Annotated in this window: 16 protein-coding genes and 1 pseudogene; 6 read left to right on the top strand and 11 right to left on the bottom strand. The window is 71.4% G+C overall.

The annotated features are described in order from the left end of the window. Nucleotide 1: 1 nt before the first annotated feature. Complete coding sequence (locus KUM44_RS32770) at nucleotides 2–3,679, top strand: helix-turn-helix domain-containing protein (RefSeq protein ID WP_217213381.1); 3,678 nt, start codon at nucleotides 2–4, stop codon at nucleotides 3,677–3,679. Nucleotides 3,680–3,736: 57 nt separating this feature from the next. Here KUM44_RS32770 and mgt read toward each other — a convergent pair. The 5 genes and pseudogenes from mgt to KUM44_RS32745 form a co-directional block, all read right to left on the bottom strand. Beyond that, nucleotides 3,737–4,985 (bottom strand): annotated as a pseudogene (mgt, locus tag KUM44_RS32765) (macrolide-inactivating glycosyltransferase). A 35-nt stretch (nucleotides 4,986–5,020) separates the two neighbouring features. After that, the gene (gene erm / locus KUM44_RS32760; protein WP_217213379.1) at nucleotides 5,021–5,800 is read right to left on the bottom strand and encodes an ErmE/ErmH/ErmO/ErmR family 23S rRNA (adenine(2058)-N(6))-methyltransferase; all 780 of its coding nucleotides are present in this window, start codon (nucleotides 5,798–5,800) and stop codon (nucleotides 5,021–5,023) included. Nucleotides 5,801–6,120: 320 nt separating this feature from the next. Then, nucleotides 6,121–7,422 carry an ABC transporter substrate-binding protein gene (locus tag KUM44_RS32755; protein WP_374202095.1) on the bottom strand — a complete coding sequence of 434 codons (1,302 nt, stop codon included), beginning with the start codon at nucleotides 7,420–7,422 and terminating at the stop codon, nucleotides 6,121–6,123. 29 nt (nucleotides 7,423–7,451) lie between these two features. Then, entirely contained in the window at nucleotides 7,452–8,285 is an 834-nt protein-coding gene (locus KUM44_RS32750) for a carbohydrate ABC transporter permease (protein ID WP_217213378.1), read from the bottom strand. Next, on the bottom strand, nucleotides 8,282–9,217 hold the full coding sequence (locus KUM44_RS32745; protein ID WP_217213377.1) for a carbohydrate ABC transporter permease: 936 nt from the start codon (nucleotides 9,215–9,217) through the stop codon (nucleotides 8,282–8,284). Before KUM44_RS32745 ends, KUM44_RS32750 begins: the two co-directional genes overlap by 4 nt. A gap of 221 nt (nucleotides 9,218–9,438) precedes the next feature. Between KUM44_RS32745 and KUM44_RS32740 the strand changes: the two genes are divergently transcribed. Then, nucleotides 9,439–10,302 (top strand): phosphotransferase enzyme family protein, encoded by an 864-nt coding sequence (locus tag KUM44_RS32740; protein ID WP_217213376.1) that lies wholly within the window; start codon nucleotides 9,439–9,441, stop codon nucleotides 10,300–10,302. An 18-nt stretch (nucleotides 10,303–10,320) separates the two neighbouring features. Here KUM44_RS32740 and KUM44_RS32735 read toward each other — a convergent pair whose 3' ends face one another. Then, entirely contained in the window at nucleotides 10,321–11,007 is a 687-nt protein-coding gene (locus tag KUM44_RS32735) for a DNA alkylation repair protein (protein ID WP_217213375.1), read from the bottom strand. A gap of 69 nt (nucleotides 11,008–11,076) precedes the next feature. Continuing rightward, on the bottom strand, nucleotides 11,077–11,982 hold the full coding sequence (locus tag KUM44_RS32730; protein ID WP_217213374.1) for a LysR family transcriptional regulator: 906 nt from the start codon (nucleotides 11,980–11,982) through the stop codon (nucleotides 11,077–11,079). Between the two features lie 92 nt (nucleotides 11,983–12,074). Here KUM44_RS32730 and KUM44_RS32725 point away from each other — a divergent pair, with 92 nt between their 5' ends. Together KUM44_RS32725 and KUM44_RS32720 are read left to right on the top strand one after the other, a co-directional pair. Further along, entirely contained in the window at nucleotides 12,075–13,094 is a 1,020-nt protein-coding gene (locus KUM44_RS32725; protein WP_217213373.1) for a DMT family transporter, read from the top strand. Then, entirely contained in the window at nucleotides 13,040–13,561 is a 522-nt protein-coding gene (locus tag KUM44_RS32720; protein ID WP_217213372.1) for a YbaK/EbsC family protein, read from the top strand. The genes KUM44_RS32725 and KUM44_RS32720 overlap by 55 nt, the downstream gene beginning before the upstream one ends. A gap of 41 nt (nucleotides 13,562–13,602) precedes the next feature. On the opposite strand, the gene KUM44_RS32715 is transcribed toward KUM44_RS32720, so the two are convergent. The 4 genes from KUM44_RS32715 to KUM44_RS32700 form a co-directional block, all read right to left on the bottom strand. Beyond that, nucleotides 13,603–14,340, bottom strand: coding sequence for a 3'-5' exonuclease (locus tag KUM44_RS32715; protein WP_217213371.1), 738 nt, complete (start codon nucleotides 14,338–14,340; stop codon nucleotides 13,603–13,605). Nucleotides 14,341–14,453: 113 nt separating this feature from the next. Continuing rightward, nucleotides 14,454–15,722: an SAV2148 family HEPN domain-containing protein gene (locus tag KUM44_RS32710; RefSeq protein ID WP_217213435.1), complete on the bottom strand. Its 1,269-nt coding sequence runs from the start codon at nucleotides 15,720–15,722 to the stop codon at nucleotides 14,454–14,456. Between the two features lie 72 nt (nucleotides 15,723–15,794). After that, nucleotides 15,795–17,123 carry a copper amine oxidase gene (locus KUM44_RS32705; RefSeq protein ID WP_217213370.1) on the bottom strand — a complete coding sequence of 443 codons (1,329 nt, stop codon included), beginning with the start codon at nucleotides 17,121–17,123 and terminating at the stop codon, nucleotides 15,795–15,797. 57 nt (nucleotides 17,124–17,180) lie between these two features. Beyond that, the gene (locus KUM44_RS32700) at nucleotides 17,181–17,993 is read right to left on the bottom strand and encodes a Tat pathway signal sequence domain protein (RefSeq protein WP_217213369.1); all 813 of its coding nucleotides are present in this window, start codon (nucleotides 17,991–17,993) and stop codon (nucleotides 17,181–17,183) included. Nucleotides 17,994–18,173: 180 nt separating this feature from the next. Between KUM44_RS32700 and glgX the strand changes: the two genes are divergently transcribed. Beyond that, nucleotides 18,174–20,303 carry a glycogen debranching protein GlgX gene (gene glgX / locus KUM44_RS32695; protein ID WP_217213368.1) on the top strand — a complete coding sequence of 710 codons (2,130 nt, stop codon included), beginning with the start codon at nucleotides 18,174–18,176 and terminating at the stop codon, nucleotides 20,301–20,303. A 114-nt stretch (nucleotides 20,304–20,417) separates the two neighbouring features. Continuing rightward, the gene (treY, locus tag KUM44_RS32690) at nucleotides 20,418–22,781 is read left to right on the top strand and encodes a malto-oligosyltrehalose synthase (protein ID WP_217213367.1); all 2,364 of its coding nucleotides are present in this window, start codon (nucleotides 20,418–20,420) and stop codon (nucleotides 22,779–22,781) included. Nucleotides 22,782–22,957 lie beyond the last annotated feature (176 nt).

Raw genomic sequence — 22,957 nt, 5'->3', positions numbered from 1 at the left:
GGTGGCGGGTCGTCGTGAGGCGCCGGTGGATCCGGCGGCGGGGCCGGTGCAGCGGTTCGCGTTCGAGCTGCGTGAGCTGCGGGCTCAGGCGGGCGGGATCACCTACCGGGCGCTGGCCCGGCGGGCGGGCTACTCGGTGACGACGCTGTCGCAGGCCGCGGCGGGCGAGCGGTTGCCGACGCTGCCGGTGGCCCTGGCCTACGCGCAGGCGTGCGGGGCGGACCCGGCGCGGTGGGAGGCGCGGTGGCAGGAGGCGGTGGCGGAGTCCGCCGACGACGGCTCCGGGGACTCCGGGGACGGCGGACCAGTCGCGCCGTACCGTGGGCTGGCCCGGTTCGAGACCGGTGACAGCGCCTTGTTCTTCGGCCGGGAAGAGCTCACCGCGGACCTGGTCGGCCTGCTGCGCCGACGGCGGTTCGCGGCGGTGTTCGGCCCCTCCGGAAGCGGCAAGTCCTCCCTGCTGCGGGCCGGACTGATCCCCCTCCTGCGGCAGGCCCGGGAGCCGGACCTGCGTCCGGCCGCGATCCGGATCCTGACGCCGGGCGAGCATCCCGCCCGCACCCATGCGTCCCTCTTCACCTCCGCGGTTCCCGGCGAGGGCGGCGCCGGGGCGGACACGTTCGTGATCGTCGACCAGTTCGAGGAGGTCTTCACCCTCTGCCACGATCCCGCCGAACGGGCCCGCTTCATCGATCTGCTGCTGTCCGCCCGACGGCCGGAGAGCCGCTTACGGGTGCTGGTGGCGGTGCGCGGCGACTTCTACGGCCGCTGCGCCGAGCACCGCGAGCTGGCCGACGCACTGCGCGATGCCAACCTCCTGACCGTTGCGATGACCCCCGCCGAACTGCGCGACGCCGTCGTCAAGCCGGCCACGGCCGCCGGGCTCATCGTGGAACGCGCCCTCACCGCCCGGCTGGTCAAGGAGGTCACCGACGCCCCGGGCGGGCTGCCGCTGCTGTCCCACGCGCTGCTGGAGACCTGGCGCCGCCGCCGTGGCAAGACCCTGACCCTGGCGGGCTACGAGGCGGCCGGCTGCCTGGACGACGCGATCTCGAAGACCGCCGAGGAGGTCTACGGCCGCTTCACCGAAGGCCAGGCGGCTGCCGCCCGCCGGGTGTTGCTGCGCCTGGTCGTCCCCGGTGACGGCACCCCCGACACCCGCCGCCCCGTCGAGCGCGCGGAACTGTCCGGCATCGGCCGGGAGGACACCGCCGAGGTGCTGGAGGCGTTCGCCGCGGCGCGGCTGCTCATCCTGGACGGCGACACCGTCGAGATGGGACACGAGGCCCTGATCACGGCCTGGCCCCGGCTGCGCGGGTGGATCGAGGACGACCGCGAACGCCTGCGTACGCACCGGAGCCTGACGGAAGCGGCCCACGCCTGGCAGGAACTGGGCCGTGAGAAGGGCGCGTTGTACCGGGGCAGCCGGCTGGTCGTCGCCCGCGAACACTTCGGCGGGGCATCCCGCGACGATCTGACCGACTTGGAGCGCGCCTTCCTCGACGCCGGCCGCGACCACGAGCTGCGGGGCCGTCGCCGGTACCGGCTGATGCTCACCGCGGTCACGACGGCCCTGTGTCTCGCCCTCGTCGCCGCGGGCCTCGCCGTGCGGCAGTGGCAGAGCGCGGTCACCGCCCAGGAGCTGGCCCGGTCCCGGCAACTGGCCGCCCAGTCCGGCGCACTGCTGGAGGCAGATCCCGACCGCGCCGCACTGCTCGCTGTCCAGGCCTACCGCACCAGCCCGACCCGCGAGGCCACCACCGCCCTGTACGCCGCCGCGGCCCTCCCGCTGCGGGGGCGCCTGGTCAGCGGCACCGAACCCGTGCACTCCATCGCCCTCAGCCCGGACGGACGCACGCTCGCCGCGCACAGCGGAGACGGCACAGTGCGGATCTGGGACCTGCCCGCAGGCCGGCTCCGGCAGACGTTCACCGGCCACGACGTCATCGAGGTCATGGGGTTCAGCCCCGACGGACGGGCCCTCGCTGTCACCCGCGCCGTCGGCGCCGCCGCGACGCTGGACCTGTGGGATCCGGTCGCCGGCAGGAAGACCGGCACCTTCACCGTCCCCGACGGTTCGGTACGGGGGGTGGACTTCAGCCCTGACGGTCGTACGGTGGCCGTCTCTTCCCTTGCGGCCGTGCGGGTGTGGGACGTGGCCACCGGTCGCCTGCGGCACAGCTTCACCGGGCTCTGGGACCTTGAGGCCGTGGCCTTCGGCCCCGACGGACGTACCGTCGCGGCGGTGGGCTTCGACGGACGGGTACGGGTGTGGGACCTGGTCACCGGCCGCATCCGGAGCACCCACGACGGCCGAGCCGAGGGTGAGGGGGTGGTCTTCAGCCCGGACGGCCGGACGTACGCGGCTGTCCGCGGCGACGGCTCGGTGCAACTGCGGGACGTGGCCGACGGCATGGTCCGGCGCACCATCAGGGACGCCGCCGGTGGGCGCGGCCAAGTGGTCTTCGCCCCGGACGGCCGGACCCTCGCCGTCGCGAGCCGTCAGGACACGGTGCGCGTGTGGGACACCGCCTCGGGTGCCGCCGCGCGGGCCGCGGTGACCGCCGGTCACCGGGGACGCGGGGTCATGACGGTGGCCCTCGGCCCGGACGGCCGCACCCTGGTCACCAGCAGCAACCTGGACCCCGACGTCCGCGTGCACCGCATGCCCGCCGATCGGCCGCAGACGACTCTGCGCGGCGCTGCCGGAACCTCCGTCACCGAAGTCGCCTTCAGCCCGGACGGACACTCGGTGGCCACGGTGGGCCATGGTCTGCCCGGCCGTGCGTCGGTGGAGCTCTGGGCGGCCGGAACCGGCGGTCGCGAAGCCGCACTGGCGCTCGACACCGACGTGATGCTCCAGGGAAAGGGGCTGCCCGTTTCTGTTTCCCGCCCCGGGGATGTGGGGTTCGGCCCGGACGGGCGTGCCCTGGCCGCCAGGTCCCGCGGGAAGGGAGTGATCGAGGTCCGGGACGTCGCCACGGGCCGTCTTCGCCTGAGCCGTGCGTGGGGCGCCGTCGACGAGGTGGCCTTCAGTCCCGACGGCACGCGGCTCGCCGTCGTCGGCAGCGAGGGGTGGGTGCGGATCTGGCACCTGGCAACCGGCGCGGTCCACACCGTCCGTACCGGCGACGGAGAGCCCGTGAGGGCAGTGGCGTTCGCCCCTGACGGCCGCACACTCGCCGTCGTGAGCATCGAGGGCGGCGACGAACCGGTCGCTCTCCTCGACGCCGCGACCGGCCGCACACGGCACACCATCCGGCCGGGCGCCCGAGGCCCGCTGTCCCTTGCGTTCAGCCCGGACGGAACCACCCTGGCCACCACGAGCGGCAGATCCGTCAGAACATGGGATGCGCAAACCGGAGAGCTCCTGGGCAGCTTCAGCGCCGGAACCGAGGTGGCGTCAGCGGCTCTCAGCTCCGACGGGCGCACCTTGGCCACGGCCGGCGCGGGAGGTGTCCGCCTCTGGGACCTCTCCACCGGTCGGACCAGGATCACCCTGCCGACCCGCTCACCCGAGGCCGTGGCGTTCAGCCCGGACGGACGGACCCTGGCCGTCGGCACGGGCGACTCGGTCGAATTGTGGAAGGTCGAGCTGCCCGATCAGGCCGGCGCGATCCACGACATCGAGGAGGCCATCGGCACGGCTCACTCAGCTCCCTCCGGCACCGGAGGGTGAAACGGGGGCCCATGCCGCGCCAGCCGTTCCTCACTGCGCCGGCCGTCCCCGCTGCGGCTACCGCTCCTCGTCCCGTACGGCGGCCAGTTCGGCCTCGATCAGGTCGGCGGCTCGCCCGGTACCTCCCTCGTGGACCATCTCCGCCTGGATGTCCTTCAGGCGTGCGGCGACCTCGGGGTCGGCCACCAGGGCGAGGGCCGTCTCGCGCAGGGTCTCGGCGGTGGCCTCGTCCGTCGGGATGTGCCGGGCGACGCCGAGCGCCTGGAGCACATCGGCGTTGCCGAACTGGTCCGCGGCCTGCGGTACGGCGATCATCGGGGTGGCCGTGGCCAGGCCCTCCTGGCTGCCGCCGGCGCCGGCGTGGGTGACGAACAGGTCGGCCTGCTTCAGGATCGCCAACTGCGGTACCCAGGAGCGCACTTCGACGCCCGGGGGTACGTCGCCCAGGTCCGCGGGGTCGACGTGCCTGCCGATCTGGAGCACCAGGTGCCAGCCGGGCAGATCACCGAAGGCGCGCAGGCACTCGCGGTAGAAGGCGGGCTGCTTGGTGAACGCCGACCCGAGGGAGACGAGCACGACCTTCTCGGCGTCCGCCGGACGCCGCCAGTCGCCCTCGGCCGTGCGATCGGCCTGGCAGGCGCCCACGAACGAGTGGACGGACTGGTCCACCCGGTTGGCGTTCCACTGGAGCGCCTTCGGGATCAGGACGAGGGAACGGTCGGGGCGTCCGGTGAACGGGTCGGGGTGCTGGGTGATGCCGTTCTCCTCCAGCCACGCCTGGAAGCGCTCGTAGTAGGCCCGGCCGCGATCCGTCTTCTTCGGCTCCTCCCACATCGGTTCGGCGACCTCCTGCTCGTACCCCTCCCAGGCGACCATGCAGGGCGAGAGCGAGATCGCGGGGACGCCCCAGCGGTGGGCGAGGACGCGTGCCGGGTACGAGGCGATGTCGTGCAGGACGAGGTCCGGTTCGTCTCCCTCGTACGCCTCGGTCAGCTGTGGCAGAGCCTGGATGGCGTCGGTGAGGAACGGCTCGACGTTGTCCAGCAGGGTGCTCCCCCACGCTTCCGGGTCCGCGTCGGGACCGGGCAGCGTGGAGTTCCAGAGTTTCGGCTCGGCGCCGGATTCGGCGACCTTGTCGGCGAGGGCCGGCGGAATCGCGTACGTGACGCGGTGCCCACGCGCCACGAGCTCGCGGATCACTTCGAGGCTGGGGTTCACGTGGCCGTGAGCGGCGATGGAGAACATGGCGATGTGAGCGGTGGTGGTCATGGGACCGACCTTAAACGAGACGAGACGTCTCGTGCAAGCTGAATTCTGCAAATTGAATTCTGCAAGCTGAACTCACGGCGCCAGCACCTCGTGGAGCCTCAGCCACGCCCCCGGCGGCACCTCACCGACCAGGACCCGCGCGTCGAGGCGCGCGGCGCGGAACGCCGCGTCGACCCGTCGCCTCGGGTGGGCCCGGCGCAGCGACGCGTGCAGGGAGCCGCCCACGCCCGAGAACCCCAGCTCCACCAGCTCCCGCCAGCTCGTGCAGGCGGCGGTGTCGAGCAGTGGGGTGCTGCGCCGCTCGATCCGTACGATCCCCGCGTCCACGCGCGGCACGGGCCGGAAACTGTGCCGCCCGACGCGGCCGAGCATCCGCCACTCGTAGCGGGGCCAGGTCAGGACGGTCAGCTGGGTCCAACTGCCGTAGTCACCCGTGCGTTTACGGGCGTACTCAAGTTGAGTGAGGAGGGTGGCGTCGGTGAGGGCGGGCGCCCGCAGACACCAGTCGACGATGGCGGCGGTGCGGGAGAAGGGGACGTTCCCGGCGACGGAGAACGGGGTGCGCGGCGGGCGTGCGGTGAGGAAGTCCTCGCCGATTACCCGGACTTGAGGGGTGCGCGAGAAGCGTGAGCGCAGGGCGGGGAGGAGCCGGGGGTCGATCTCGTAGGCGAGGAGGCGTTGACAGCGCGGGGCGAGGAGCTCGGTCAACGCGCCTTTCCCGGCGCCGACTTCGAGCAGCAAGGGTGCCTGGCGTCCCTGCGGTACGGCGAGCCGGGCGAGCTGTCCGGCGGCGACGCGGTCGGCGAGGAAGTTCTGCGAGAGCGCGCGGGATACGCGGGTGGGGCGGGCCATGGCCTGCGGTCCTTGTCTTCCGTGGAGAGGGAAAAGGGCAGACGAAGGCCCTGACCGGAAGACAGGAGAAAGAGCGGGGAGCAGTGGCTCCGCGTGGCATCAGCGGGCGTGGTTCCCCGGGCCGGTCAGGGCTCCGGGGCCACGGCGCATCCTTACGGAGTGCGCGTAGCCCCGGCCGTGACCGGTGACGTAGATCGAGTTGTTCGCTGCCACGGAGGGAACGTTAGGCGGGAGGCGGGGGCGTGGACAACCGAATTGCGTCGGTCCTGGTGGCGGGCTGTGGCGGGGTGAACGGCCGGCGACACGGCACCCGGCCCACCTCACCGCTGATATCGCGCCAGCACCAGGTTCCCGTCCTCCTCCAGCCGCTCCCGCAGCTCGCCGAGCCCGATCGCTCCGCTGTAGTACTCCTGGAACGCGGGTGTGGCGACCTTGTCCTTCCATTCCGGATAGCCGCGTACCGACTGGGCGGGTGCCGAGCGCAGGTGGGCGGCGAGGGCGGTGCCGGTGGCCCAGTCGTCCTTGGAGGTGTGCAGGGCCGGGTCCTTCAGGGCCTGGGTGCCGGTGGGCAGCATCCAGTCGCCCAGCGCCAGCCGGACCATGTTCTCGGGCCGGAGCAGGAAGTCGATGAACTCGGCAGCCTCCCGCCGGTGCGGACTGTCCTCGGCGATGGACAGGGTCTGCGGGCTGACGCCCTGGGTGATGCCGTCGGCGCCTGCCGGGGCGGGCAGCACCTGCCAGTCGAAGCCCTTCGGCGCCTGTTGCACGATCTGCTGTCGGTAGGAGAAGCCGAGCGGGACCATCGCGTAGCGGCCGCCGAAGAAGCCGGGCAGGGTGTCCGAGCCGCCGCTGCCCAGGGTCGTGGGCGACGCGCTGTGGTCGGCGTTGACCTGGTCGTGGACGGTGCGCGGCATCACCTCGTCGGCCGCCTCGAAGCGGACGGTGACCTTGCCGTCGGCGCCGCGGTGGAAGAGCTGTCCGCCGGCCGACAGGGACAGGTTGAGGGAGGCGGAGACGGGTTCCTTGAGCGGCCAGGCGACGCCGTATTTCCCGTCTCCGCTCAGCCGGTCGGTGATCTCCCGGAACTCCGCCCAGCTCCACGGCCGTTCGGGGGTCGGGATGCGTACGCCCGCCTCCTTCAGCCACTTCGCGTTGGCGATGAGCACCCGCGGCTCCTGGAGGAACGGCACGCCGTAGATCCGGCCGTCAAAGGTCGCCGTGTCCCAACTGTGCTGTGGAATACCGGACTTGAGCCGATGCGGCAGCAGGTCGGTCAGGTCGGCGAGGTAGCCGCCGTAGGCGAAGTCCGCGAGGTCGTCCGAGGCGTCGTGGATGATGTCCGGGGCCTCACCGCCCTCGAAGGAGGTGAGCAACTGGTCATGGACACTGTCCCAACTACCCTGGACGTACTCGACCTTGACGTCGGGATGGGTCGCGTTCCACTCCTCCACCAGCTCCTTGTTGACCTCGACGGACTCCTCCTGCCAGGCCAGGGACTGGAAGCGCAGGGTGACGGGTCCGCCGGAACGGCTGTCGTCGTCGCCGCCGCATCCGGCGAGCAGCAGAGCGAAGACGGCGACCAGGGTCGACAGCACCCGCGTACCCATCAGTCCCGTAGGCATGAGTCCCGTAGACATCGGTCCCGTACGCATCAGCTCTTCACCGCCCCGGCGAGCATGCCGCCCGTGATCCGCCGCTGGATGACCGCGAACACCACCAGCGAGGGCAGCGTCGCGAGGAACGCGGCGGCGGCCAGCGGGCCGAGATCCGCCACGCCCTCCGCGCCGATGAAGTGGGTGAGGACGACCGGCAGGGTCTGTTTCTCGGGGGTCTTCAGCAGAACGAGCGCGAAGAAGAACTCGTTCCAGGCCGTGACGAACGCGAACAGCGCCGTCGCCACGATCCCCGGCGCGAGCAGCGGCGCCGTCACCGACACCAGCGTCCGCACCCGCCCGGCCCCGTCGACCGCCGCCGCCTCCTCCAGCTCGGGCGGCACCGCGCGGACGTACCCGACGAGCATCCACAGCGCGAACGGCAGCGCCCACACGACGTACACCATGACCAGCCCGGGCACCGAGTTGATCAGCCGCAGGTTCTTCAGGACCAGGAACAGCGGGATGATCACCAGGACGAGCGGGAACGCCTGGCTGACGACCACCCAGCCGGTCGCCGCGCGCGCGAGCCGGGTGCGGTGGCGGGCCATGACGTACGCCAGCGGGGTCGCTAGGAGCACGGCGATCAGGGCGGCGCCGAGTGCGGCGATCAGGGAGTTGACGGCGGCGTGCAGCAGGGGCTGTTCGTCGAAGGCCTGGCGGAAGTTGGCGAGGGTGGGGTCCTTCGGAATCCAGGTGGGGTGCAGGCTGCCCAGCTCGCGGGGCGGTTTGAAGGCGGTGGAGATCAGCCAGAGAAAGGGGAAGGCGAGGAAGAGGAGGTAGGCGAGCAGGGCGGCGTACTGACCGATCCGGCCCGTGGTGCTGGTCCTCACGACTCGTCACCTCCCCTGAGGCGGCCCGCCAGGAAGACGGCGAGCAGGATCGAGATCACCGCGACCATCACGCATCCCATCGCCGCCGCGTAGCCGAACTGCCCGTAACGGAAGGCCTCTTCGTAGGCGAAGAGCATGGGCAGCCGGGTGCGGCCGCCGGGGCCGCCGCTGGTGAGCACGTAGACCAGGGCGAAGGAGTTGAAGTTCCAGATGAGGTTGAGTGCCGTGATGGACAGGGCGACGGGCCTCAGGGCGGGCCAGGTGACCGTGCGGAAGCGGCGCCAGGCGCCGGCGCCGTCCACGGCCGCGGCCTCGTGCAGTTCGCGCGGGGTGTTCTGGAGGCCGGCGAGCAGGGCGACCGTGGTCGTCGGCATACCGGCCCAGATGCCCACGACGATGACGGCGGGCAGGGCGGTGCCGAGCCCGCTGAGCCAGTCGCGGCCGTCGCCGAGGCCGAGGTCGCGGAGTGTCTCGTTGAGGATGCCCGCGTCGGGGTTGTAGACCAGCCGCCACATGACGCCGACGACGACTTCGGGCATGGCCCAGGGGACGATCGCGAGGGCGCGGGCCAGCCAGCGCAGCCGCAGATCCTGGTTGAGGAGGAGGGCGAGGCCGAGCGCCAGCAGGAACTGCGGCACGGTGACGCCGACGGCCCAGACCAGGCCGATCCGGAACGACTCCCAGAACAGCGTGTCGTGCAGCAGGTCCCGGAAGTTGAGACCACCGATCCACTGGGTGGGCCGGGTCCGTCCGGACTGGGCGTCGGTGAAGGCCAGCAGGATGCCGTAGAGCAGCGGTCCCACGCTCAGGATCAGGATGGGGATCAGCGCGGGGAGGACGAGGAACCAGGCGCCGTGATCCGTGACGCGCCGCTGTTTCCTGTCGCCCGGCGTGCGTCTCACCGACCTCTCCGCCTCGGTCACCGATGTCACGGAATCAGCCCCTTTGCGCGGCTCGGGTGGGCCCCGTCATGGTCGTGAAGGCGCCGTACCCCGTCAAGGCCGCGCGCACGCGGTCCGACCTGTGGAAATGCGAGACTGACCGGCGGGTGGCGAGAACTCGACGCCATCGGTACGGATCGACGACACCGGCAATGAGGACCAGTCCGTATCGATCGATACGGGACAGGCCGGGCGGGACACGGAGGCGGACGATGGACGAGGCACGGGCGCGGGACGTACTGACCGCCGCGGGAGTACTGTCCGGCCCGGCGCGGGACGCGCGCCTGCTCGCCCTGGGCGAGAACGCGGTGTTCGCCGCCGGTGACCTGGTCGTCAAGGTGGGCCGCGACGCCGAACTCCTGGGGCGGGCCCGGCGCGAACTGGACATCGCGGTGTGGCTGGAGGAGGCGGACGTGCCGGCGGTGCGGGCCGCCGAATCGAAGCCGCTGCTGGTGGAAGGGCACCCGGTGACCGTGTGGCACCGGCTGCCCGAGCCGGTACGACCCACCGAGCCCCGGGATTTGGCCGAACTGCTACGGGTCGTGCACGCCCTGCCCGCGCCCTCCTTCGCGCTGCCACCCCGTGAGTTGCTGGGGGGCGTGGAGCGCTGGCTGCGGCTGGCGGGGGACGCGATCGATGCGGCGGACGCGGCGTATCTGCGGGAGCGGCGGGACGGCTTCGCGGCGGCCGCGGCCGGCCTGGCTCCTCATCTGCCGCCGGGTCCGATCCATGGGGACGCGCTGCCGCGCAATGTGCATGTCGGGCCGGACGGGCCGGTGCTGGTGGATCTGGAGACCTTCTCGGCCGATCTGCGCGAGCACGACCTGGTGGTCATGGCGCTCTCCCGCGACCGGTACGGCTTGCCCGCGGCTGCCTACCGGTCGTTCGTCGAGGCGTACGGCTGGGATGTGCGGGAGTGGGAGGGGTGTTCCGTGTTGCGGGGGGCGCGCGAGACCGCGAGCTGCGCCTGGGTGGCGCAGCACGCGCCCAGCAATCCGAAGGCGTTGGCCGAGTTCGAGCGGCGGGTGGCGTCGCTGCGGGAGGGGGACGAGACGGTGCGGTGGTATGCGTTCTGAGCGCCAACCGTGCAGTGCCTAGGTGTCGTTCTTCCGGCGCACCATCTCCGCGATCCAGACGGGGGCGAACGGTGAGGTGCAGCCCGGGGACGTCGGGTAGTCCTTGAGCACCTCCAGGCGCTCACCGATGGCGAGGGCCCGAGCGCGGTACTCGGCGTGCTCGATCCCGATCTGCGCCAGGCAGTGGTTCATCGCCCACTGGAGCCGGTCCGGGGCGTCCTTCATCTCGGCCTCGATGGTGTCGAGCAGTCCGGGGAGGTCCAGGCCCGCGGGCTTCTTCGCCACGCGCTCGGTGGTCAGTGCCCAGCCGGCACTGGCGACGACGGGATCGGGATCGGCGAACCAGGCCACGCGCAGCTCTTCGGAGTGCGGGCTCTTCTTCACCACGTAGTTCACGAGCCAGTCGTGCACCTTGGGGGTGCGTGCCGCGCGCACCATCGTGTCCAGCTCGTCGCGCTCGAACGCCTTCGGGCGGCAGATCAGCAGCGCCAGCAGCCGGGCAGCGGTGTCCTCGGTCGCCCAGAGCGAGCGCGCGAGTTCCTGCTGTGTCTTCAGCCGCTTCGCGAGCGCGCGCAGCTTGCTGAGGTTCACGCCGTGATCGTCGCCGTGCTTCTCGTTCACCGCGCGGATCTTCGGGTCGTCGAGCCCGGCCAGTTCGGCCAGCACCTCGGCCACCGTCGTCTCGGTCAGCGCCGTCTCGGCCACCTCGGTCTCCTGTCCCTCATGTGCGGGACTCAGCCTACGGCGGAAAGCGGCCGTCTCCTCGCGCGGTCCTCAAGGCCCTGCGTTCCGGATGGTGCGCGCGGCGTGACGCAGCTCGGTGAGGACGGTGCGGACCGCAGTACGGGCCGTGCGTTCGGGACGGTAGAGCGCGTCGATGTGGCGCCTGGCCTGGACTCCGCTCAGTGGCTTGAGGACCAGCTCCGGATGCGGGCGCATCGTCCAGCGCGGGATCAGGGCGATACCGCCCCCGGCCGCCACTGCCTCGGCCACCACCGCGAACTCGTTGATGCGGTGGGCGAGGTGAGGGCGGCGACCGGCCGCGGCGGCGATGGCTTCGATGACGGCGAGCACCGGGAAGCCGTCGTGCACGGTGATCCATGGTTCGTCGGCGACGTCACGCGGGGTGACGCGGCGCCTGCCGGCCAGCGGATGGTCCGCGGGCAGGGCCACGTCGAGCGGCTCGCGCAGCAGCGTCGCCGTGGCCACCGTGTCCGGCCAGGGCGGGGCGTGATCCAGGCGGTGGGCGAGAACGACGTCGTACTCCCTGGTGAGGCGCGGGAAGTCCTCCTGCGGCACGTCCTCGTCGGCGAGCCTCGGCACCGGCCGACCCGGCCCGGCGAGCGCGCGGAGCAGCAGCGGGAAGAACGCGGAGCCCGCGCTGTGGAACGCCGCCACCGACACCTCCGCGTCCGGCCGCCCGAGGAACTCCTCGACGGTGTGCCGCGCCCGCGCGAGCGCCGTCTCCACCTCCACGGCCGCCCCGGCCAGCGCCTGTCCGGCGTCGGTGAGCACCAGCCGACGGCCCTGCCGCTCGGTGAGCGGCACCGGGATCGCCCGCTGGAGCAGCCGTAGCTGCTGGGAGATCGCCGACGGCGTCACCAGCAGCGCCTCGGCGACCGCCGTGACACTGCCCAGTTCGCCGAGCTCCCGCAGGATCCGCAGCTGTCGTTCGTCCATGGCCTCAGTGTAGGGACGATGTAGTGCCGCTAAATGATCGTTTTAGAAAGTGGTACTGGGCTTCATGGATGTTTCCGGTGCACCGTAGGCGGGTGTCCGATATCCGCCGTACCGATGCGGCACTCCTCCTTGTAGCGCTCGTCTGGGGATCCAGCTATCTGTCCGCCCAGACGGCGACGGCCGCGCTGCCCGTCCTGCTGGTGCTGTTCGCCCGCTACGCCCTCTCCGCGCTCGCCTGTCTCGGTCTGGTCGCCTCCCGGCGGGGCGGCGCTCGCCGGTGGACGCGTGACGAGCTGCGGGCCGGTGTGCCCCTGGGGCTGACCCAGGCGGCGGTCCTGGTCGTGGAGACGTACGGCGTCGCCCACACCAGCGCTGCCAACGCCGGTCTCATCATCAGCCTGACCATCGTCCTCACCCCGCTCCTCGACCGCGGCGGACGCCGCGGCTCGCTGCCCGCTTCGTTCTTCGCCGCGACGGGCGTGTGCGTCCTGGCCGTCGCACTGCTGATGTCCGGCAACGGCTTCCACGCGCCGCGCCTCGGCGATCTGCTGATGCTCGGCGCCGCGGTGGTCCGGGCCGGGCATGTCGCACTGGTCGGCCGCTTCACCACCGGCCGGGCGATCCGCCCGCTCCAACTGACCACGGTGCAGACCCTCGTCGGCACGGCCCTGTTCCTGCCGGTCGCCGCCCTCGACCTGCCGACGCTGGTCCGCACGGACCCGGCGACCTGGGCGCAATTGGTCTATCTCGCCCTGTTTTGCAGTGTGTTTGCCTTCCTGGCCCAGACCTGGGCGGTGCAGCGCACCTCCGCCAGCCGGGCCAGTCTGCTGCTGGGTACCGAGCCGGTGTGGGCCGTCGCGGTCGGTGTGGCCCTCGGCGGTGACCACCTCACCCCGCTGACCGGCCTCGGGGCGGCTCTGATGGTCGCCGGCACGTACTGGGGACAGGCCGTGGAACGCGCGCACCGCGCCGCGCCCGACCCCCGACCACCCTCGCCGTCCCTCTCACCGCACACCTCGTCCCGCACCTCGCCCCACCCCCTCGACAAGGACTCCGCATGCCCGACCAGCCCGACGACGGCACCACCCACCACGACACTTACGAACTCCTGATCTCCCTGCTCGACTCCTCCTGCGTCGACCACCGTCTCATCGACCACGAGCCCGAAGGCTCCACCGAGGCCGTCTGCGCACTGCGCGGGCACCCGGCCTCCGAGGCCGCGAAGTGCATCGTGCTGCGGGTCAAGGTGGACCGACGCACGACACGTCACGTCCTCGCGGTCGTCCCCGGGGACCGGCGAGTGGACCTGGACGCCGTCCGGGCGCTGTTCGCCGCCCGCTACGTCGGCTTCAGCGACGCGGAGACCGCCGAGAGGCTGGCCCGCGCCGTCCCCGGCACCGTCCTGCCGTTCAGCTTCGACCCCGACCTCGAACTGGTCGCCGACCCGGATGTCGTGGCCCAGCCGAAGCTGTACTTCAACGCCGCCCGGCTCGACCGCTCGCTGCTCATCTCGGGTGCCGACTACGAGCGGCTGGCCAAGCCCCGTATCGAGCGCATCGCGACACCGGCGTCGGTGTGACGGACCGACGGAAAGGCCTGGACCTGCCGGCCTGTCGCTCCTCAGACCGACTCGCCCGCCACCGTCTCTTCCGCCGGCTCCCTCAGCGGCCACGTGCCGTCGACCACCGCGGTCGTGTCGCCCTTGCGGCGCAGGAAGTTCTGGAAGTCCGCCGCCCACTCGGCGTACCACTCGATCTGGCGAAGGTGCAGCTCCGCCGGGCCGAGGGCCGCGATCTTGGGGTGGCGGTCGCCTATCGCACAGGCCAGCCGGGCCGCGGCGAGGGCGTCGGCGCAGGCGTCGTGGGCGGCGTCGAGGGCGATGCCGTACTCCCGGCAGACCGCTTCGAGGTTGCGCTTGCCACGGCGGTAGCGGTCGGCCCAGCGGTCGATGGTGTACGGGTCGATGACCGGGGCGGGGTCCAGGCCGCCCAGCCGGTCGCGCAGGGACGGCAGTCCGTACCGCCGCAGTTCGGCGGAGAGCAGGCTCAGGTCGAAGGCCGCGTTGTAGGCGACGACCGGCACGCCCGTCTTCCAGTAGGTCACGAGGACGTCCGCGACGGCGTCCGCCACCTGGTCGGCGGGGCGGCCCTCGGCGGCCGCGCGCTCGTTGCTGATGCCGTGGACCGCGACCGCGTCCGCCGGGATCTCCACGCCCGGATCGGCCAGCCACTCCTTGCGTCCTATGGGCTGCCCGCCCCTGACCTCGATCACGGCGGCGGTGACGATGCGCGCCTCGCGCGGATCGGTCCCGGTCGTCTCCAGGTCGAAGCCGATCAGCAGCTCACGGTGCCAGCCCATGGGCGGTCCCCCTTCTTGGTGGTGCGTTCCCCCAGTGGTCTCCACCTTCCCATGGGCCACTGACAATCAGAGGACCGCGTTCCGTTTGTGCGGCGGAACGGGTGCGGGACGGTTCAGGACACCGGCCGCGAATCCGCCCACATGAGCTCGAACTCCTCGCGGTACGTAGGGAAAAGACCGCCTTCGTCCATCTCGTCCGACTTGACCACCCGGCTGCCGTTGCGCAGCACCAGGACCGGCGCCTCCAGCCCGCGCATCCGGCGCAGATAGGTCTGCACGACCGCGATGCCGTCGGAGCCGTCGCCGTCCACGAGGTAGGCGGTGAAGCGGGGCGTCTCGTCGAAGACCTGGATCTCGAACGCGCCCGGGTCCCGCAGCCGGGACCGGACCCGGCGCATGTGGAGGATGTTCATCTCGACGGCGCGGCTCAGCTCGCCGCGCTTGATGCCGAGTTCGCGTTCGCGCCGCTTGACCGCGCTGGAGGCCGGGTTCAGGAACAGCAGCCGCACCCGGCAGCCGGACTCGGCGAGCCGCACCAGACGGCGGCCGGAGAAGTTCTGCACGAGCAGGTTGAGCCCGATACCGATGGCGTCGAGCCTGCGCGCGCCGCCGAAGATGTCCTCGGCCGGGAACTGGCGCAGCAGCCGTACCCGGTCGGAGTGCACGGCGACCACGTCGGCGTACCGGTCGCCGACCAGGTCCTCGACGGCGTCGATGGGCAGCCGGCGCGCAGACGGCACGTCGCCGCCCGTGCCGAGGACCTCCAGCAGACGCGCCGAGGCCCGTTCGGCCTGGTTGAGGACCGCCTCGGACAGGGCGCGGTTGCGGGAGACGACGTTCCGGGTCACTTCGAGCTCGTCCAGGGCGAGTTCGACGTCCCGGCGGTCGTCGACGTACGGCTCGAAACACGGCCAGTGCTGCACCATCAGCTCGCGCAGCTGCGGCAGCGTGAGGAAACTGAGGACGTTGTCGTCGGCCGGGTCCAGCAAGTAGCCCTTGCGGCGGCTGACTTCGCGCACGGCGACCGCGCGCTGCACCCACTCCTGGCCGGCCGGTCCGGCCGCGGCCACCACCCAGTCGTCGCCGTGGACGGGTTCGTAGATGGGGCGCACGACAGCGGCCACGACCGCGCGCAGCCGCTGTTCGACGAGGTTCAGCCAGATGTAGGCCCGGCCGGCTCGCTGGGCGCGGGTGCGCACCTCGAGCCAGGCCTCGGTGTCCCAGTCCAGCTCCGGCCCGATGGAGCTGGTCTCCATCGGCCGGGCCAGGGACACCGTGCCGGGCGGGACGTCTGCGGAGTTCCCCTCGTGACCCTCGTCACCAGGGGGCAACTCCAGCCCTCCCGAGCCCACCCGCGCACCGCCTTCCGCTCCCCCGAGCATCCCCGTCCCAACGATCAAGGAAGGGTACTCCGGGAGCGGCGGGCGGTGCAGCCGGATGGACAGGGTCGTTTCTCAACTGTCCCGGCCGACGTGCCCGTTGATGCCCTTGAGGTCCGCCGGAGTGAGCGGATTCATAGCGGTCACGTCACGCGGGGCGATCGAGAAGCCCTGCCAGTGGACCGGCATCGGCTGCTGGTCCTCGTCGCGCACGATGTGGTGGAAGCCCACGTTCATCCAGACCACGGGGTGAGTGAGGGACTGCCCGTTGACCCACTTGTCGACGTCCTTGGGGTGTCCGGCACCGCAGGCGCCCAGGTTGCCACTCGCGTACTGCTCGCACTTGTTGTACTCGGTGAAGTACACGTCGTGGTTGGTGAAGGGGCGGCCCGGATACTTGGTCTGGGCGCCCGGGACGAGCTCGTACGAGCGCGCGTGCCCGTCCTTGTTCTTGCCGGTCGCGCTGACCACCCGCCACCAGCGCATGTTCTTGGCGTCGCCGGCGAGTTCCTTGGTGACCTTCGTGAGCGTCGTCTTGTTGGTCGGACCCCGGTCGCCCGCGGCCGGGGTGACCTTCGAGTCGTACTGCTCCACTCGGGTCTTGGAGGAGCCGTCGAGGCCGAAGTCGAGCCGCCAGAAGACGTTGTGGCTGTGGCTGTCCGCGTAGTCCTTGGCGCCCTTGCCGATGGGCCAGCCGCGCCCGTCACCGGCGTCGTAGTCCTCCGGCGCGAGGCTGCCGGTCGCGCCGACGTTCATGGTCATGGTGCCGTCGTCCTGGAACCGCCACTCGGTGATGTACTCGTACCAGCTCACCTTGTTGACGGTGTAGAGCAGCAGGTCCTTGCCCTGGGCCTGGTAGGTCTTGCCGATGTTCCCGTTCGGCGGCTCGGTCTGCAAGTGGTAGGCGTGGCCGCGGGACCGGGTCGTGGCGCACAGACCCTTGACGTCCTGGGAGTTGGAGTACATGGGCTCGCGGACCTTGACGGTCTTGATGGTGCCGCCCGGGCATTCCGCGGGCTTCATGTTCAGCAGACCGTTGCCGAAGTTGTAGTCCGTCACGTCGTTGAACTCGGAGCCGCCGTCGTCGTACGGCACATGGATCTGGGCCAGCTTGGCGCTGTTGAGGACCTTGATCGGCTTGGCCTCGCCGGGCGGCTGGTAGGAGATGTCCTCCAGGACGACACCGGACGTGCTGTTGAAGCGCCAGCACATCCGCCAGGTGGTTCCGGTGGAGAGCTTCTGCTCGATGCGGTAGGCCGCGCTGCAATTGGGGGCCGGAGCGGCGGCGGCCTTGGGCTGGGCGGCGGCCGGTCCCGCTCCGGTCGTCGCGCCGGCGGCCAGCGCGGCCAGGGACAGACCGAGGGCCGCCCGCCTGCGGGCACGGCTGATTCTGTTGACGCGCATGAAGAGGTGACTCCCTTACAGGAGGTACAGAGTTGGAAAAGTGAACGGACGGTCGCCTCAGCCGAGGCGGATCACCTTGCGGGCGCTCAGGTCGATGACGAACGCCCGGGTGTCGATCCACGACCCGTTCTTGACCTTCGGGAACAGCCGGGTGCAGCGGTGTTCGCCGCACTTCTCGACCGACGCCGACCCGCCCGGAGCGGCCCGGTACACCATGCTGCTCAGCTGGAGCTGCTCCGGGGAGGTGAGCTCCTTGCCGGTGGCGTCCTTGTAGTCCGCCTTCAGACCGGCGCCCAGCGGGTCGGCGATCAGCAGCTTGGCGGCCTCGGTCTGCTCGGCGAGGCTCAGCGGCGGCTGGACGCCGCGCTGGGTGGCGGTCCGCTCGACCTTGCCCGTGTCGAGGTTGACGGTCCTGGTGACGAGGGTGTCGTCCTGGTAGTCGTAGACCGTCACGTCGGCGCGCCGGGGCGCGCTCGCGTCGTCGACCTCGTCGGCGTCCGGCTCGGCCAGCTGGACGTCGATGCGCTGCGGGCCACGCGCGCCCCTGACGTTCTCGCTGCGGTCGATCAGCTGCCGGTTCACCGCGAGCTTCTCCACCCGCGCGATCTCGTCGTCGGTCAGGGGATCGTTGCCCTTGCCACGATCGCCCTCGGCCGGCGCTTCTTCGACCACACCGGGCTGTACGGCGGCGGCGCCGTTCTGCCCCTGAGCCGACTGCTGGGTGGACTGGCCCCCGCTGTCGGTCCCCCCCGTTGTGTCAGCCCCCGCCGTGCCCGGCAGGGTGATTCCGATCATCACGGCGGTTCCGGCCACCGCGATGGCCGCACCGGCCACCACCTTGCCCAGATGGCGGTGCACTATCTCGCGCACATCTTCCCCCTACTCCCCCAAATCCCCGGGAGTACGTGTTTGCCCCACTGGTTCGGCATACCGCGTATGCACTGGTCGACCGGTAAGAGGGACGTAAGTCATAGGTGGTTCCATCACTTTCGGGGAGACTCGACGTCAAGGCGCCCCCGACGGCGCGCTCCAGCTGAAAGAGTCGTGTCCATGCAGGTCTGGCCTGGAGAGGCATATCCACTCGGTGCCACCTACGACGGCGCCGGCACCAACTTCGCGGTCTTCACGGAGGCCGCGGACCGAGTAGAGCTGTGTCTGCTGCACGACGACGGCTCGGAGACGGCGGTGGAACTGCGGGAGAGCGACGCCTTCGTGCGGCACGCGTACGTGCCGGGCGTCATGCCGGGGCAGCGCTACGGCTTCCGGGTGCACGGCCCCTACGCCCCGGAGCGCGGTCTGCGCTGCAATTCCGCGAAGCTGCTGCTGGACCCGTACGCCAAGGCGATCAGCGGCGCGATCCACTGGGGCGAGGAGGTGTACGGCTACCACTTCGACGCACCCGACCGGCGCAACGACCTGGATTCGGCGCCGCACATGATGTCGTCGGTCGTGGTGAACCCGTACTTCGACTGGGGCGACGACCGGCGGCCGCGCACCGAGTACCACCACACGGTGATCTACGAGGCCCATGTGAAGGGCCTGACGATGCAGCACCCGGGGCTGCCCGAGGAGCTGCGCGGCACCTACGCCGCCCTCGCGCACCCGGCGCTCATCGAGCACCTCACCGCGCTGGGCGTGACGGCATTGGAGCTGATGCCGGTCCACCAGTTCGTCAACGACCACCGGCTGGTCGACATGGGCCTGAACAACTACTGGGGCTACAACACCATCGGTTTCTTCGCCCCGCACAACGCGTACGCCTCCTGGGGCGACCGCGGCCAGCAGGTCCTGGAGTTCAAGTCGGCGGTGCGGGCGCTGCACGAGGCCGGTATCGAGGTCATCCTCGACGTGGTCTACAACCACACCGCCGAGGGCAACCATCTGGGCCCCACGCTGTCCTTCCGGGGCCTGGACAATCCGCAGTACTACCGGCTCACCGACGACCCGCGCTACTACATGGACACCACCGGGACCGGGAACTCCCTGCTCATGCGGTCCCCGCACGTCCTCCAGCTGATCATGGACTCCCTGCGGTACTGGGTCACCGAGATGCACGTCGACGGCTTCCGCTTCGACCTCGCGGCCACCCTGGCCCGGCAGTTCCACGAGGTGGACCGGCTGTCGTCGTTCTTCGACCTGGTGCAGCAGGACCCGGTGGTCTCCCAGGTGAAGCTGATCGCCGAGCCGTGGGACGTGGGCGAGGGCGGTTACCAGGTGGGCAACTTCCCGCCGATGTGGACCGAGTGGAACGGCAAGTACCGCGACACCGTACGGGACCTGTGGCGCGGCGAACCACGCGCCCTGGCGGAGTTCGCGTCCCGGCTGACGGGTTCGTCCGACCTGTACCAGGACGACGGGCGGCGCCCGCTGGCCTCCATCAACTTCGTGACCTGCCACGACGGCTTCACCCTGCACGATCTCGTCTCGTACAACGACAAGCACAACCATGCCAACGGCGAGGACAACCGGGACGGTGAGAGCCACAACCGGTCCTGGAACTGCGGGGCGGAGGGCGAGACCGACGACCCGGCCGTCCTGGAGCTGCGCGCCCGCCAGATGCGCAACTTCATCGCCACGCTGATGCTGTCCCAGGGCGTACCGATGCTGAGCCACGGCGACGAGTTCGCGCGCACGCAGCGCGGCAACAACAACGCCTACTGCCAGGACAGCGAGCTGGCCTGGGTCAGGTGGCTCGGCTCGGAGGACGGCGCCGAGGAGGGCGACAGCGGGCTGCTCGCCTTCACGCGCGCGATGGTGTGGCTGCGGCGGGACCATCCGGTCTTCCGCAGGCGGCGCTTCTTCCACGGGCGCCCCGTGGAGGGCACGCACGACGACCTGTCGGACATCGCCTGGTTCACCCCGCAGGGCAAGGAGATGGCCCAGCGGGACTGGGACCGGGCGCAGGCGTCGACGCTGACCGTGTTCCTCAACGGCAACGCGATCTCGGAGCCGGGCCCGCGCGGGGAACGCATCAGCGACGACTCGTTCCTGCTGATGTTCAACGCCTCCCCGAAGACCCTCGGCTTCGTCGTGCCGGTCAACCACGGCCGTCAGTGGCAGGTGGTCGTCGACACCGCCCGGGCGGACGGTGTACCGCCGGGGACCGGCCCCAAGGTGCAGGCCGGGGAGCGGTTGACGCTGGTGGACCGGAGCATGACGGTGTTGCAGCGGCCGGTCTAGGCCGGCTCACCCTGCCGAGAGCCGGGTGAGCCGGGCCGAGAGCCGGGTTCGCGCGTGGGCCCACCTGGAGGGGACGATGACACGAAGGGCGGCAGGGCGGGTACGTAGGTCTCCATGACACCTGAGCGACCTGACCCGATGGTGCCGACCGCCACCTACCGGCTGCAATTGCAGCCCGCGTTCCCGTTCGAGGCCGCGGCGGCGGCCGTGCCGTACCTGGCCTCGCTCGGCGTCTCGCATCTGCATCTGTCCCCGGTCCTGGAGGCGGTACCGGGGTCGGGGCACGGCTATGACGTCGTGGACCACGCGCGCGTGCGCGAGGAACTGGGCGGTGAGGAGGGGCTGCGCGCGCTGGCGCGCACCGCGCGTGAACACGGTCTGGGCCTGGTGGTGGACATCGTGCCGAACCACATGGCGATGGCACCGCGCCACAACCGAGCCCTGTGGGAGGTACTGCGCGAGGGCCCCGAGTCGCCGTACGCGCGATGGTTCGACATCGACTGGGAGGCGCAGGGCGGCCGGGTGCTGCTGCCGGTACTGGGGAGTCCACTGGGCGAGGAGTTCGCCCACCTGGAGGTGGACGGAGACGTCCTGCGCTACTACGACCATGTCTTCCCGTTGCGCGAGGGCACCGAGGAACTGCCGCTGCCGCAGCTCCTGGACGCGCAGTGGTACCGCCTGGCGTGGTGGCGGCTGGCCCGTACGGAGCTCAACTACCGGCGGTTCTTCAGCATCTCGGAGCTGATCGGGGTGCGGGTCGAGGACCCGGAGGTGTTCGACGCCACGCATGCCAAGATCCTCCAGCTCCTCCACGAGGGCGTGATCGACGGGCTGCGCATCGACCATCCCGACGGCCTCGCCGACCCCGGCGGATATCTTCAGCGCCTTCACGAGGCGACCGGCGGGCGCTGGACGGTCGTGGAGAAGATCCTGTCGGACGGGGAGCATCTGCCGGCCTCCTGGCCCGTCGCGGGCACCACCGGCTACGACGCCCTGCGGTACGTGGACGGCCTCTTCACCGACCCGGCCGGGTTCGGGGAACTCCTCGGCCAGTACCGGCGGTTCGCGGCCCCGCAGACGGACCGGGGCGGCGACTGGGAGGCGACGGTGCGGCGGGCGGCGTACAAGGTGCTCACGCACGAGCTGGCCACGGAGGTCGACCGCCTGACGCGGGTGGCCGGCCGCCTCTGCGCCACGTCCCCGGAACCCGCGCTGCGCGACCGGGCGCCTTGGGCGCTGCGTACCGCCCTTCAGGAACTCCTCGTCCGGCTGGAGGTCTACCGGCCGTACGCCTGCGGTGACGCGGCCCGCGTGGTCACCGAGGAGGCCGCGGCCGAGGCCCGGCTCGCGTTCGTGGTGCCCGAGGAGGCCGGCGCGGTCGACGTCGTGCGCGACCTGGTGCTCGGGCGGGCCGGTGACGGGCCGGAGCACGTGGAGTTCCGGACGCGGTTCGCGCAGACGGCGTCGGCGCTGCGGGCCAAGTCCGTCGAGGACACGGCGTTCTACCGCCATGTGCCGCTGCTGTCGGCGACCGAGGTGGGCGGGAACCCGGGGAGCCCCGCGGTCTCGCCGGACGAGTTCCACGCGTACTGCGCGCGCGTGCAGCGCGACTGGCCCGGCACCGGGACGGTCGTGTCGACGCACGACACCAAGCGCAGTGCCGACGTACGGGCCGCTCTGGCCGTGCTCACGCAGTGCCCGGAGCGCTGGGCGGACGTGCTGACCGAGGTGACCCGCGACGGCGAGGGAGTCCCCGACGCGCAGTTGGCGTGGGCTGCCTGGCAGACGGTGTTCGGGCTGGGCGAGGCGGACGTCGACCGCGTTCAGGGGGCGCTGTTGAAGCATGTGCGCGAGGCCGGGTTGCTCACCAGCTGGACGGAGCAGGAGCCGCCGTACGAGGAGGCGGTGGCGGCGTTCGTCGCCGCGGGGCCGTGCGGTGCGCCCGGCGAGCGCGTGGCCGCCTTCCGGGGGCACCTCACGCCGCACGTCCGGGCGAACGTGCTGGGCATGGCCCTGGCCCAGTTGACGATGCCAGGTGTGCCGGACGTCTATCAGGGCACGGAGGGCGAGTACCGGGCTCTCGTCGACCCGGACAACCGCCGGGTCGCGCGGTTCCCGCACGAGGACCCCGGCGAGAAGGGCGCGGTGACGACGGCCGCGCTCCAGCTGCGCAGGCGGCGTCCGGAGGTGTTCGGCGACTCGGCCTCGTACGCGCCCTTGACCGCCGAGGGCCCGTCGGCCGCCCACTGTGTGGCCTTCGCGCGCTCCGCGGAGGTGGTCACGGCCGTGACACGGCTGTCGCTGCGGCTGGCCCGGTCGGGTGGCTGGCGCGACACGGTGCTGCCGTTGCCGCCGGGGCGGTGGGCCGATGTGCTCGCTCCGGAGCGGGAGTTCACCGGGCACGCGCGCGTGGCGGAGTTGTTCGCGCACCTGCCGGTGGCGTTGCTCGAAAGGGTCGCTGGGGAAGCAGAGGTGTGAGCCGAGGGCGCCTACGGGGCGTACGGTCGCGTGGCGCGCCGTGGCTTCGTGCCCGCGACCGGCTCGGGCCCGCGTGCGCTCCCGGGGCTCGGGTACGGCGGCCGGCGCGTGGTGACGAGCGCCGCGGCCCTCCGCACGCCCGGCTTCCCCGACACGTATCAGTGCAGGAGAAGGGT

The organism is Streptomyces sp. AC550_RSS872, assembly GCF_019049285.1.
Classification (GTDB): domain Bacteria; phylum Actinomycetota; class Actinomycetes; order Streptomycetales; family Streptomycetaceae; genus Streptomyces.
The sequence above is the reverse complement of the archived record's forward strand: the minus strand, read 5'-3'. Positions and strand labels throughout refer to the sequence as shown.